General features: G+C 65.6%; 9 protein-coding genes. 6 read left to right on the forward strand and 3 right to left on the reverse strand.

Annotation, left to right across the window (positions count from 1 at the left end; genetic code table 11):
- Positions 1 to 134: 134 nt before the first annotated feature.
- Positions 135 to 818 carry a DUF6292 family protein gene (locus tag QFZ76_RS01745; RefSeq protein ID WP_307672011.1) on the reverse strand — a complete coding sequence of 228 codons (684 nt, stop codon included), beginning with the start codon at positions 816 to 818 and terminating at the stop codon, positions 135 to 137.
- Positions 819 to 881: 63 nt separating this feature from the next.
- The gene (locus tag QFZ76_RS01750) at positions 882 to 1,091 is read right to left on the reverse strand and encodes a hypothetical protein (RefSeq protein ID WP_373464244.1); all 210 of its coding nucleotides are present in this window, start codon (positions 1,089 to 1,091) and stop codon (positions 882 to 884) included.
- Positions 1,092 to 1,405: 314 nt separating this feature from the next.
- Between QFZ76_RS01750 and QFZ76_RS01755 the strand changes: the two genes are divergently transcribed.
- A complete protein-coding gene (locus QFZ76_RS01755; RefSeq protein WP_307672012.1) occupies positions 1,406 to 1,966 on the forward strand; it encodes a hypothetical protein in 561 nt (186 codons plus the stop codon).
- Between the two features lie 135 nt (positions 1,967 to 2,101).
- On the opposite strand, the gene QFZ76_RS01760 is transcribed toward QFZ76_RS01755, so the two are convergent.
- Positions 2,102 to 5,635 (reverse strand): DddA-like double-stranded DNA deaminase toxin, encoded by a 3,534-nt coding sequence (locus QFZ76_RS01760; RefSeq protein WP_307672013.1) that lies wholly within the window; start codon positions 5,633 to 5,635, stop codon positions 2,102 to 2,104.
- Between the two features lie 633 nt (positions 5,636 to 6,268).
- Here QFZ76_RS01760 and QFZ76_RS01765 point away from each other — a divergent pair.
- The 5 genes from QFZ76_RS01765 to QFZ76_RS01785 all read left to right on the forward strand — a co-directional run bounded on the left by QFZ76_RS01765 (position 6,269) and on the right by QFZ76_RS01785 (position 13,549).
- On the forward strand, positions 6,269 to 6,772 hold the full coding sequence (locus tag QFZ76_RS01765) for a hypothetical protein (protein ID WP_307672014.1): 504 nt from the start codon (positions 6,269 to 6,271) through the stop codon (positions 6,770 to 6,772).
- 531 nt (positions 6,773 to 7,303) lie between these two features.
- Positions 7,304 to 8,950: a trypsin-like serine protease gene (locus tag QFZ76_RS01770; RefSeq protein WP_307672015.1), complete on the forward strand. Its 1,647-nt coding sequence runs from the start codon at positions 7,304 to 7,306 to the stop codon at positions 8,948 to 8,950.
- Between the two features lie 88 nt (positions 8,951 to 9,038).
- Complete coding sequence (locus tag QFZ76_RS01775; protein WP_307672016.1) at positions 9,039 to 9,728, forward strand: transposase; 690 nt, start codon at positions 9,039 to 9,041, stop codon at positions 9,726 to 9,728.
- 591 nt (positions 9,729 to 10,319) lie between these two features.
- A complete protein-coding gene (ltrA, locus tag QFZ76_RS01780; protein WP_307671949.1) occupies positions 10,320 to 11,795 on the forward strand; it encodes a group II intron reverse transcriptase/maturase in 1,476 nt (491 codons plus the stop codon).
- 176 nt (positions 11,796 to 11,971) lie between these two features.
- A complete protein-coding gene (locus tag QFZ76_RS01785) occupies positions 11,972 to 13,549 on the forward strand; it encodes an ISL3 family transposase (protein ID WP_307672017.1) in 1,578 nt (525 codons plus the stop codon).
- Positions 13,550 to 13,706 lie beyond the last annotated feature (157 nt).

The following is a 13,706-nucleotide window of genomic DNA, read 5'->3' on the forward strand; positions in this document are numbered from 1 at the left end:
GCGCGAGGGGCCAGTGCCGGAGTTGCGCGGGCGGCGGCCGCTGCGGCGCGCGGGACGCGTCGCCTGCCTGTGCCGCCCAGCTAGGCCAGGCGGCGCGGTACGGCCCGGGCCCCGGGTATCACGGCGCGACGGTGTCAAACACCATCCGGTCCGTCCAGCCCTCCCACAGGTCCTCGCCGCTCAGGTCCACCGGGGCCGGGCGGGGAGTCGGCGCGGCGGCTGCCGGCCAATCGCGCCACGGCGGTGGGGTTACGGCCGTACGCGGCCTGCACGGCCGCGATCGCCTGCTCGTACGTATCGGTGTGTGTGTCGATGGTCAGCTGCACACCCGTCCCCTCAGCGCTCGCCGATCCCGTCCTGCCGTCGCCCCCAGTCTCCTGTCGCCCGACCGGCGGCAGGCCCAGGCGGACACGGCGGAAGTCGCGGGCGGCGGCGCGTACCGCCTGCGCGCCGTCCCACTCGGTGCGGTACTCCACATCGGGCAGCTGCCGGCGGCGCACCAGGTTCTCCGCGACGTCGGCCACCGCCTGGGGCGTCGCGAAGACGGTGCGGAAGGTGGGGAGCACGCTGTAGAAGAGGACATCGGCGGGGCTCAGCCCGAGCAGGGCATACGCCCAGCCGGTGCGCTCCTCCCAGTGCAGCCGGATCCCGCCGCGGCCGCTGGTGCGGCTGGCGTCCCATGTCAGCCGCATGTAGGTGCCCAGTCCCTGCTCGAGGCCGTGGCAGTCGGCCCGCACCGTGCCCGGCGGGACACCCCGTTCGGCGAGGGCCTCATCGACGGCCTGGACGTAGGGCCAGTGCGGCAGCCCCTGGGGCATTCCTGGCCATCCCGGCGGGTCAAGCAGCACACGCCTCACCTCCACACAGCAGGAACGGCTCGGTCATGAGGCGCGCCGGAAGACGGTGGCCGGGCCGATGATGCCGGGGCCGAACTTGTCGCGGACGCGGTCGATGGCCGCCTCGGCCACCAGCCGGGCCTCGCGGGCGCCGTCGAGGCTGATCTGCTCTGCGGCCTGGTCGGCGTCGACCAGGTCGTCGCCTTTGAGGGCGAGTCCGGTCAGGCGGCCGCGCTGCAGACCGGCAGCATCCATCAACTGGTAGGCCAGGACGCGCAGATCGTCGTCATGCGCGGACGGGCGCCCCGATCGCTGTTCAACACCCAGGGGTGACCGCGGTGGACGCAGGCGCAGAGATACTGCTCAACTGATCAGGCAACGGGCTTCCTTGGTCGTGCTGGTGTCGTAACCGCGTCACTACCAAGGGGCCCGTTCTCTCATGCCCACGACCGCACCCGAACCTCAGTCCAGATGATCATCCGCTGCCGCTCGAACAAGATCCGGTTTGCCACAACGCACTGAGGCTGTAGTACTTGTCTCCAGCGCTTGCGATCGACGATCATTAGGAGATGAACACGGACTACTGGGCCAAACTGGCTGACTCGGAGCGGGAGCAGTGGAAGTACTCTCCGCGACACGCTGTCGGCCCTCTGAAATTTGGGGACGCCCCAGATACTGCCATCACACTTTTGGCGAGCCATGGATTTTCTGCAGATCTAAGCGAGATTGAACGCTGGAGCCCGCAGCGGGCGCAATGGCGTGCCGAATTTCGGCGTTTTGGGTCGGACGAGCAAAGGCCCGCATTTAAAGCATACTTCGTTGATGGTGTGGGTCTCACGTGCGTGCTTGTTGACGGGCTGAACGGTCCACAGGTCACATTCGAGGGCATCAAGCTAATTGGTCGTGTGCCAACGGAGCTGGACGCGGAGATGGAAGAATCCGCCACGGAGAAGGGCTTTGACATCTGGTACTGCCCTTCGGGCGATCTCAGCTGGGCCGACTTTGATTTCGATAGAGGGGCGCAGCGTTGCGGTGATCAGGCCGTGAGCTGGGCTTCATTCGTCAAAACGGGACAGATTGGCGACAGCTCCTGGGATATCGCGCCAGCAGAGGTGTGGCGGCACTGGTGACATCACGATTATCAAACTGAAGGCTGTGGTGTGAGTAAACGAAGGGGCGGTTCCGTGTTCACGGAACCACCCCTTCGATGCAACTTAGCGCGACCTTCCTGATAGTAATCTGCTAAGTATGCTGGCCTTCGCCGGCTAGGGCTTTCCCCTGCCGGGGAGCACCGTCGGAGTCGGCTTGCCCGGGTAGTACACCGTGAGCGTATAACCTTCGGGGAGCAGTACTGGGACGAGTTGGCTGCAGCTATCCATTCCAGTGCACACCCCCTTATTGTTATTGATCACGACGGTGACATCCTTCACCTTGCTCTCGCGCATCCAGTATGCGAGCTTTGTTTCGACATGCGTGTCCCCGTGCCATCTATTCTGATTCGGCTTTCCGTACTTAATTTCCTTCAGGTATGCGACAATTGCATTCGTTTCAGCGTCTCGACCGCTGGAGATCTGGTCTGGAAGATTGGGGAAACGATTCCCCTGGGCGTCTCGAACTGCGCCGGTAGTAACCCACTTATCGGCTAGTTCATCGAAGAGATTTGTAACCCAGACTGGGCACCCTGAAGCGGTTGTGGCCATGCGGCTGGTGGATCTGGTGAGGCAGTCAACTGCCTTGCGGCTCGCTCGCCATCCCTTGAGCCAGTCAACGGCGTCGTCGATGGCCTTACCCGCGAGTTTGGCTTTGCCTAGCGGAGTGACACCGACGACGGCCATGATGCAGCCTGTGGCCGTTGGCTTATCAATGCAGGCCTGAATGTCGGCGATACCCGACATCTCCCAGACGAGGCCCTTGATGTTGCTGGGCTTTGATATCCACTCTACGGTCCGTCCCCAGAGTGTTGCGCACATTGGGGGAAGAGGGATCCAGGGATTTTGGTAGCAGCGCTTCTTGGGCTTTTCTTGGTCTTTCCGGTTTTCTTCGGCGGCCTTGCGTTGGGCCTCCATTTCCTGCTCGGCCAGTTGGCGGGTCTTGGTCCAGGCGGCTTCGGCCTCCTTGAGGGCCTCCTCCTCGCTCTTGCCTGCGGCGTAGGCGGACAGGAAGGCCGCGTCGGCGGAGTCCTGGGCTCTGCGTGCCGAGTCGCGGGCGTAGGCGGCGGAGAATTCGGCATCGGCGGCCGAGTCCGCTGCTGCGTCGGCGTCGGCGTCGGCGCGGTTGGCGGCGTTGCGTGCGCTGGCTGCCGAGGCGGCTGCGTCGGCAGCGCTCTGTTCTGCGTCGTCCGCGGAGGCGTCGGCTTGGTCCGCATAGGTCTTGGCAGCGGCGGCGGACTGGTCTGCCCTGGTCTTGGCGTCGTTTGCCTCGTCAGCGGCGTTGCGGGCAAGCGCTGCGGCTTGGGCGGCTTTCCAGGCGTTCTCGTGGGCTTTGGCCTGGATCAGGTCGCCTTGGTGTAGAAGACCTGCGACCTGATGGATATGGGTGGTGGCGAGGTCGTCTTTGCGTTGGGCGGTGTACTGGCCGGTGGTGACGAATTCGTGGATCTGGTCGGGTGGGCCGGCGAGTGCGATCTCGGCGGCGGCCTTGACCTCGGGGCCGCCGTGGGTGGCCCGTTCGGCTGTGACGACCTGCTCGTCGGCGAGTCGCTGATCGTACTGACCGATGTGCAGGAATGACGCGAGCGCCTTGCCGGTGCCGTCGGCAAGGGCGGCTTCTGCTGCCTTCTGAACGCCTGGGCCGCCGGTGTTGGCCAGTCGGGTGACCTCGACCTGCATGTCGATTCGGCCGGCGTTGTACTGTCCGGTGGTGTAGAAGGCCTTGATCTGCTCCGGTGTGCCCGTCAGCGCTGCGGCCGCTGCCGTGCGCACGGGTTCATACGGGCTTTGGGTGCTCATTTCGACGACGCGCTCGCGCACGTCGCTGTGATTGGCCTCTTTCCACCGTGTACGCAGGTAGTCGAGAACATCCTGGTCAGTTCCCGACAACGCGCGGGCGGCCGCCTCCCGGTGCCAGGGGCCGAGCAACTTCAGGGCCTGCATCGCCAGTTCGCGGCCCTTGGCCGCGGTCGCTGCAATGTCGACGTCGGGGCGGGCGGCTTCTTCGGCCAGCTCCGCGGCCTTCCCGTCCAGCGACAACGCCTTGACCTGCTCAGCTGCGGATGCGGAGATCTCCGCTTCCGACTTGGTCTTCTGCGATCGGGCACGTTCAACCGCTGCGTCCCTGCGCGTCTCCAGGTTGGCGGCCTCGGTCTCCCGCGCCAGAGCGAAGACGTCCTTCGCCTTGTTCACGGCGGCCGTGGATGCGTCAGCCGCAACTTTTGCCGCATCGGCGTTCTTTTGCGCTGTTGCGGCGTATCTGGTGGCGTCACCGGCGTACTTGGCGGCGTCTTCGGCATAGTCAGCTGCCTTGTCTGCATGCCCCGCGGCCGAGATGGCGGCGTTACGAGCCCCATAGGCAGCGGTGGCAGCACGGCGTGCCAGAGCAGCCGAGCGGTCCGCGGCGCGGTCGGCAGCATCGGCGTGACGACGAGCCTCGGCCGCAGCCAGACGAGCCTCATCAGAGTGCACGCCTGCCGCGTCCGCGTATCCGTTTGCCTCCTCGGCGGCATCTGCGGCATCGCGTGCGTTGTTGGAGGCGCCCTTGGCCGCATCCGAGGCAACGGCAGCGGCCGCAGAGGCTATTCCGGCGTTCTCTGCAGCGACACTGGACTTGCGGGCTGCATCGGCTGCGGCACGGGCCTCGGCTGCTGCCGCGTTGGCTTCGTCCGCGTTGCCTTCGTCCTTGGCTGCGGCGATCGCCGCATTGTGTGCCTTGTTCGCGGCCCCCGAGGCAAGACCGGCGGCTGATGCGGTTTGCGCGGCAGCGATCGAAGCACGCCAAGCCGCACGGCTTGCCGCATCCGCAGCACCGATTGCTTCCTGGGCTGCTTCTGCCGCGCCGCGCGCCGCATCGGCGGCCTGCTTGGACTTGATGGCGGCCGTCTTCGAGTCGTCCTTCGCAGCTTCGGCCTCGGCAGCGGCCTTGACCGCCGCCTCCTTGGCCAAGTCGGAGGCCCTGACCGCCTTCGCGGATGCTTCCTGAGCTTCCTTTGTCGCGTCTTCGGCCTGCTTGCCGGCCTGTTCCGCCTGCTTGATCAAGTCTGCGATCGAAGCGTGCTCGGTGTCCCTGTCGCGGGCAATGAATTGCCCGATGTTGAGGAACTCGAAGATGTCCTCAGGCGTGCCCTCCAACGCAACTTCTGCGGCCGCCTGCACATTTGGACCCCCCGAGGAGGCCAGCCGAACCACCTCGACGAGGTTGTCCTGCTTTTCCGCCTCGGAGTAGCCCGTCGAAAGGAACTGCTCGCGATCCTCGTAGGTGCCCACGAGAGCGGCCTCGGCGGCTTCCTGCACGCCGCGGCCGCTGCTATTGAGCATGCGGACGATTTCGACCTTGCGGTCCTCGTCCATCGGGGCCTGGTAGCCGTCGAAGAGGAACTTCTCCAGCTCGGCGGGCGACTTCGTGAGGGCAACCTCGGCCTCCTCCCGAAGACCACGACCGCCCGTCATGATCAGCCGAACGGTATCGACAAGGTTGTCCGAATGCTGGATGGCCGGGGCATCCTCGAAGAACTTCTGGATCGCCGCATCATCGCCCAACAGGGCCTGCTCCGCAGCCGCTTGCAGACCGGGGCCACCGGTTTCCCAGTACGCGACGATCTGGGCGCGAAGATCTGCGGGCGACGCGGTAGGTGCCTCGGCGGCCACGGCTGCTGGCGCACCGAGCAACCCCGACACCATGACCGCAGACAGCAGCGTGCCCAGTCCTGTTCTTCTTGCGGAAAATCTCTGCGGCGGTCTCGAGCCTGAGGCTCGACCGCGTATTCGCCGTTTCACTCGGCGACCCCTCCTTCAATATTCGGAAAGGCCCAGCCGGTCGGAGCGCAACTGCAACAAAATAGGCAGTAGAAAGCCTGGGAACTCGTTCGACAAGCAAGGAGTCGGACGTCCCATTGCAGCATTCGCGCTTGGCTGGAGCCGCCCGAGCGTACACCGCAAGTTCTGCTCGCCGACGCCTGCCACGTGCGCCAACTCTAGTCCGAGCGGGTGCAGTTGCAGGTGATCCCAAATCGTTATCTGCGGCCGCTTGCCCCACTTGGGGCCCAGTGTCGTCATTGCCTGCAAGTCCGCTCTCTGTCCTATCTGTGAGGCTTTGAAAGTGCTCTCGATAGGTGAAGATCAACCTCTCGGATGACAGTTCAAAGATGGTTGTACTACACCCCCGAATTCCCTTGTGACGTGAGTCACAGGCCGCGAGTTGCTGGAATCTGTGGGCGTGATTGACTTCGCTTCGAAAATGGCGGGACCAACACCCCCGCCCCATTCGAAAGGTGCAAAACGGTGCTCTCGCGCAAACTTCTATTTCTTGGCGTGTCCTCAGCCCTGGTCGTCGCGGCTACGTCCTTCGGTGTGGCGCAGGCCGGTACCAGCAACGGTGCGTCGGCGGCTGAAGTGGCCGAAATGCCTGTCGCGGTAGAGGACTTCAACTACCCGGGCGCGGCCAAGATCCAGGAGGAGACCGGCGTCATCCTCAAGCGAGGCGATGGCCACCTCATCATGACGAGCTGCGACGGAACCGAGGACATCCTTATCCGCCGCCGCCCCGACGTGGGGCAGATCGAGGTCTGTTTCGACGTCACGGCCAAGCCGGCCTTCCTCTCCCTTGAGATTCCCCAGGCTTTCTCCATCCGTCCCGCGACCGACACCGTGGAGACCACCATCAAGGGCCGCGACAGCGGTACGGAAACCGTTATTGATGCACCTCCCAACAAGACCACCGGCCTCGGTGAGTCCGGCAGCACCGGTGAGGTCAGCACTCTCATCGAACTGCGGGTCAACAACTGACCCTTGGCAGGCTTCTGCCTCATCAGGCCTTGCCTCACTAACTGATCGGGATGCAGTGCCCCGGCCACCGGACGGACCACACCTTGGAACATCCAGGTCCGTTACACCACCGAGGACGGCAAGCTACGCACCTTCTGCTTCAGCGCCACGGCCAACGACGGCTACCTGCCGATGGAGCTCAAGGACGCCTTCGTCCTCCTCGCGGAGGGCAACTCCATCCAGGCCAAGCTCACGGTCGGCACCGAGACCTCCACCGTCAACGTCCCCTAGGGCGACATGGCCGAAGTCGGGGAACGCGACATCCCTGGCGGAGGACAGATGGCAGCACTAGTCGAACTCCGCATTACCGGCTGACCGGCACAGAGACACTCCCCGCAGGCCCCTGAGATCAGAGGGCAGGGATCAACCCGGCAGAGCACAGCCGCTCGACCTCGGAAGGCGCGAGGCAGTCAGCGCCGACCGCATCCCGGGCTGACCGTGCTCGGCCGTCCGTCTGTAACAGCCCTTCGGTAACACTTGTAAGGAAATTCAATGCTTCGCACACGTTCACGCATGATGCGGCGTGCCGCGCTGCTCGCCGCCGTGGTCTCGCTTGGGACACTCTCGACTTCACCAGCACCGGCGCTGGAAGGTGAGGACGCGGCCAGTGGGGCGCACAGCTTCACTGCGAAGGTCAACGTGAGTGACCTTCGCAGTTGCTCGGGGACGCTCATCAACAACCAGTGGTTGATTACTGCGGCGAGTTGCTTCGTTGATCACCCGTCGCAGGCCACGTCCCTCCCAGCGGGGGCGCCGCAGCACAAGTCGACGGTCACGATCGGCCGCACGAATCTGACCACGACGGCTGGTCAAGTACGCGAGATCACGCATCTGGTGCCGCGTCAGGACCGTGACCTGGTGCTGGCCAAGCTGTCCGCCCCGGTCTACGGCCTGTCCTTCCTACACCCCTCCACCAGCGCGCCATCGTCCGGAGAGTCACTCAAGGGCGCCGGCTACGGTCGGACCAAGTACACCTGGGTGCCCAACCTGCTGCGCACCGCGTCCTTCACCGCCGGTGAGGTGCAGAGCACCACACTGGGGATCGACGGCACGCCCGTCTGCATGGGAGACAGCGGCGCACCGGTCTTCCGTGAGGTCAACGGCCGCCCGGAACTTGCCGCTGTCATCACCGCGTCCTGGCAGGGCGGTTGTCTGGGGGTTGAGGAAACCCGCACCGGTGCCCGCGCGAGTCGCGTAGACGACATCCGTTCCTGGATCACGGAGACCACTGCCTCCACGCTCAACCACTGGAACCTGCAGACGATCGCCAAGACCAGCACCGGGATCTACCACGCCATGCGCAACAGCAATGGCGACTGGTCCGGCTTCGGCAACGTGCAGAACGTGGCCGGCAGCATCCAGGACGTGGCGTACGCCGAACATGCGGCGATCGGAGGCAAGAACTACGTCTTCGCCGTCGGTGGAGACGGTCATGTGTACGAGGCGAATCGCCGCCCCACCGGAGGCTGGGAAGCCTTCCGTGACCTGACCGCCGAACTCGGCGACAAGCCCGGCCTGACCAAGGTGGCGGTGTCCTCCACCGGCTCCGGGCTTGCACTCATCGGCCTGGCCGACGGACGTGTCTACCACGCCGTCCAGGACGCGGACGAGAAGTGGTCGAAGTGGGGCGATGTCAGTGCCAAACTCGGCTTCCTGGGCAATGCCACCAACGTAACCGTCGCGTACACCACGGGTGGCCGTACTCACGTCGGGGTTACCGCTGACAACAAGGCCTACCACGGCATCCGTTACGGCGACGGATCCTGGGGCACCGCGTGGGGCGGCGTACATACGCTGCCGACAGGTCTTTCCTCGATCAACGGCATGGCGTTCGCCAGCTTCGGCGGAGACATCCAGGTCGTTCTCACCAGCGCCAACGGACAGAAGAAGCATGCAACGCGGTACTTTGACGCCTCCTGGAGCGCCTTCGGGGACCTCGGAGACGAACTCGGCACGGAACCGACCGTCAGCGTCGACGCAACCGCCGTCGACGGAGAACTCCAGGCCGCTGTCGTCACCAACGATGGGAAGATCAAGCACACCCTGCGCCACGCCAACGGAAAGTGGGACGCCACCGAGCAGGTCGTCGGATACCCGGGCACTCCCGAAGCCGTAGCACTGACAGGCAGCGCCGGCTGATCCACCACAGCTGCCCCGGCCTCCGGTGAGTTGGCCCGTGGAGGGAGTGTCATGAATCAGGTGTGATCTTCCCCGAAGGAGTCACCTGATGAGTACGACGATTGATCACCTGATCGAGAGTGCTGAGGGCGTGTCGCTTGCCGTGGTCGGCAAGAGCGCTGAGGGTGCCGACGTGAAGTCGATGCCGGTGTCGCCGAACGGTCTGTCCAGTGAGCTGCTGGAGGAGCTGGCCGCGCTCGCAGCCGAGAAGGTCCGTGGGGAGGGTCTGCGGCTGATGGGTGAGGGCGGGCTGTTGCCCGAGCTGGCTCAGCACCTGATGCAGGCCGCCTTGGAGGCCGAGATGGACGAGCACCTGGCCGCCGAGGCCGGCCGGGCCGGCGGGCGCGGGTCGCGCTCGGGCGGCAACATGCGCAACGGCTACCGGGCCAAGAAGGTGATGACGGAGGTCGGCGCGGTGACGGTGCAGGTGCCCCGGGACCGGCTGGGCTCCTTCCGGCCCCGGATGCTGCCCAAGTACGCCCGCCGCACGGGCGCGTTGGACGATCTGGTGCTCTCGCTGACCGCGAAGGGCCTGACCTCCGGTGAGATCGTCTCCCATCTCGCCCAGACGTACGGGATGACGACCACGAAGGAGACCATCTCCACGATCACCGACAAGGCCCTGGAATCGATGGCGGAATGGCGCACCCGCCCGCTCGATGCGGTCTATCCGGTCGTCTTCATCGACGCCGTACACGTCAAGATCAGGGTTCTGTCGACGATCTTGTTTGCGCCGTGAGGCGCTGTTGGTTCGAGTGGAGGTGGAAAACCTGCGCCAACGCCCTGTCGCAGCAGGGTTGTTGAAGCTGAGGGCAGCCTGATCCGGGTGGTGCCGGGGAGGGCAGGAAGCAGCCCTGACAAAGCCGGGACGTGCCAGTACTGCCAGATGGTGCGGGTCCGGCGAGCGTGATGGAGAGGAGTACGCGAGGAACCGGCGTTTTTTTTACGTCTCTTAAAGCGACACCGGCTCGAACCTGGTGGATCTGGGCCGGGTGTGGCGCGTATCCGGGTCGCCCTTTCGGGTGATCCGGTGAACTCCTGGGGCGGTATTCAAGAGCTGCCCGGGAGGCCGTGGGGAAGGTCTGCGGCGTACTCGCGGCGATGCCACAGGGACACAGTCGGGCTCCTCCTTCATCGAGCGAACCACAGTGAACACGGGAACCGTCCCGGTCCTCGCCCCGCACGCCGCGCCCGGTGGTGGTGATGGGGCTGAGTCCACCGACGACTGATCGGTCCGTGACGGGGCGGAGCCGCCGTAGTACTCCGAGGCCGGGAAAGCCGGTCACATGGGGAAGGGCGGCAGCGGTTTCGAGAAGGGAAGGATGCTGCAATGCCGGAAGACGCGCCGCCGAACGGCGGTGCTCCGTCGACGGACCCCGAACTGGGGCCTCGTCAGCGGGTATCGGAGATGCAGGCCAAGCTTCACCGTTGGGCGGCGGCCGAACCGGGCCGCAGGTTCGACGACCTGTTCAACTTCGTGCACGACCCGGCCACCCTGCGCATCGCGTGGGACCGGGTCGCGGGTAATCAGGGAGCGCGGACTCCCGGCGTGGACGGCCGTACGGTCGTCTGGATCGAGTCCGAGATCGGCGTCCCCGTCTTCCTGGCCGAGGTGCGTGAGCGTCTCAAGGCACGGGCCTGGAGCCCGATGCCGGCACGCGAGCGCAAGATCCCCAAGCCTGGCGGCTCGGGGAAGGTCCGCAAGCTCGGGATTCCCCGGGTGGAGGACCGCCTGGTCCAGGCGGCACTGAAACTGGTGCTGGAGCCCATCTTCGAGGCCGACTTCGAGCCGGTCTCCTACGGGTTCCGTCCCGCCCGGCGGGCCCAGGACGCGATCGCCGAGATCCATTACTTCGGCACCCGAGGCTACCGATGGGTGCTGGACGCGGATATCGAGGCGGCCTTCGACAACGTCTCGCACCGCTCCGTCATGGACGCGGTGCGGGCCAGAGTCAAGGACAAGCGCGTACTGGAGCTGGTCAAGGCGTTCTTGAAGGCTGGTGTCCTCACCGAGGACGGCCAGTATCGGGACACCCACACCGGCACCCCGCAAGGCGGGATCCTCTCACCGCTGATCTTCAACATCGTCCTGTCGGCGCTCGATGAGCACCTGCACGGGCCGTGGAAGAGCGGCGGGGAGCTGAGCACCGGCTCCCGGCGGGACCGGCGTCGGTACCTGGGCCTGCCCAGGTGGCGGGTCGTTCGTTACGCGGACGACTTCGTCGTCCTCGTGCACGGCACCCGCGACGACGTCGAAACGCTGCGCGAAGACATCGCTCATGTGCTGGAGCCCTTGGGTCTTCGGCTGTCACCGGCCAAGACCCGCATCGTGCACATGAGCGACGGGTTCGACTTCTTGGGGTTCCGCATCCAGTGGCGCCGCAAGCAGGGAACCAGCGACAAGTGGTACGTCTACACCTTCATCGCCGACCGGCCCCTCCGGTCGTTGAAGGCGAAGATCCGTGCCCTGACGCACAGGACGTCGCAACACCCTCCCAGGGACGTGCTGATCCGGCTCAACCAGATCATGCGCGGCTGGGCCAACTACTTCAAGCACGCAGTAGCGAAACACACCTTCAGCAAACTGGAGTACTTCGTCTGGTGGCGGGTGGTCCGGTGGCTGAGAGCTCTGCATCGCTGGAGATGGAAGGACGTTCGCCGGTGGCTCGCCAACCCCCACGGGGGCTGGCGTCGCCCACATGCGGACGGGATCGAACTCTTCGACCTTGAGACGGTGACGGTTACCCGTTACCGCTACCGGGCGTCGAGGATCCCCAACCCCTGGGCCGGTATCAACCACACCTGACGGCAGAGACCGGGGAGAGCCCGTTGCGTTGAGAGGCGCACGGCGGGTTCGGCGAGAGGTCCGGAGAAACGGACCGGGAGCAATCCCGGCACCGCGCTCCGGGCCTACTCAGCGATCCGGACGGCTGAGCATGTTGCTTCGCCTGTTCGCGATCGCGCATTGCGTGCTCTCGTGATGTGCTCTTGGAGCTGTTTCCGTACCTGTCCGCGTTGCTGATCGAGGAGGTCGAGCGGCGACCGGACCAGCTAGTGCTGAGAACGCGGGTGCGGGCGGCGACTGGTTCTTGTCGGTGCGGCCAGAGCTCGGCCCGGGTGCATGGCCGGTACGTACGCAGGCTGCGTGATGTCGCCGTGGGCGGGCTCGGTGTCGTGATCGAGTTATGCGTGCGCCGCTTCCGCTGCGAGAACCCTGCCTGCTCGGCGGTGACGTTCGCCGAACAGGTCTCGGGACTGACCACCCCGCACAGTCGGCATACCCCGCTGCTGCGCGGGGTGTTGACGCAGATCGGGCTGGCCCTGGCCGGCCGGGCAGGAACCCGACTGGCGGCCGCGGTCGGCCTCACTGTAGGTAAGGACACGCTGTTGCGGCTGGTCAGGGCCCTGCCCGAGCCAGAGATCGGCAAGGTGGAGATCCTCGGCGTCGACGACTTCGCCTTCCGTAAGGGCCGCCACTACGGCACGGTATTGATCGACATGGCCACCCACCGGCCGCTGCACCTCTACGACGGCCGTGAAGGTGAGGACCTGGCCGCCTGGCTCCGCGATCACCCCGAGGTGAGGGTCATTTGCCGGGACCGTTCCAGCGGTTACTCGGAGGGCGCTCGGGTCGGGGCGCCGCAGGCCGAACAGGTCGCGGATCGCTATCACCTGTGGGCCAACCTCGGCCAGGCGGTGGAGAAGACGGTCAACGCCCATCGCTCCCGCCTGGCCGAAACGCCTCCCGGCTCGACCTCCAGCCCCGACCACGTGGAGGTGGAGCCCGAGGTGGTCCAGCCGCCGAAAGAGCTGAGGATCGTAATCCGGCTGCGCGAGCAGCACGCTGCCGTCCACGAGCTGTGGCAGCAGGGGATGTCGAAGGCGGCGATCGGCCGGAAGCTCGGGCTGCACCAGGCCACCGTCCGCAAACTGGTCAACGCCCGCTCCGCCGACGATGTCGTGGCCAAGAACCTTCAACGAGCGCATGTCGTCGACCCGTACGTCGGCTACTTGCACCGGCGCTGGAATGAGGGCGTCAGGAACGCCGCCCAGCTCTACCGCGAGATCAAACAACTCGGCTATCCCGGTGGCGAGTTGGCTGTTCAGCGGCATCTGCGGCGCTACCGGACCGGGCGCGGACACGCACCCGACCCGGGACCGAAGCCTCCATCGGTCCGCGAGGTCACCTCCTGGATCATGACCCACCCCGAGCACCTGCGGGACGAGCATGCCGACAAACTGCACCGGCTGCGTCAGCGCGATCCCGAACTCGACCGGCTCACTCTTCACGTCAGGAAGTTCGCCGCGATGATGACCGGCCGCCACGGCGACCGCCTCGAAGAGTGGATCACCGACGTCGAACGGGACAGTCTGGCTCCGCTTGCGGGCTTCGCCCGCAACCTCCGCCGCGACTTCGACGCGGCCCGCAACGGGCTGTCTCTGCCGCACAGTTCCGGCGCCGTCGAGGGCAACATCAACCGGCTGAAAATGCTGAAACGCCAGATGTTCGGCAGGGCCAGCCTCGATCTCCTTCGCAAACGCGTCCTGCTCACACGGTGAGCCTCAACCACCCGAGTAACAAGATCGTCGACAGAACCAAGATCAGAGACGGGCATGTCGCCAACCGGCCCGTCTACGACTCTGCTGGTCAATTCACGACGTAGAGCGGTGTCGACGGTCGTCAACTGGCAGTCTGGTGCTGAGGAGTTGAGCGCGG

This window comes from Streptomyces sp. V4I2 (assembly GCF_030817655.1).
Classification (GTDB): Bacteria; Actinomycetota; Actinomycetes; order Streptomycetales; family Streptomycetaceae; genus Streptomyces; species Streptomyces plumbiresistens.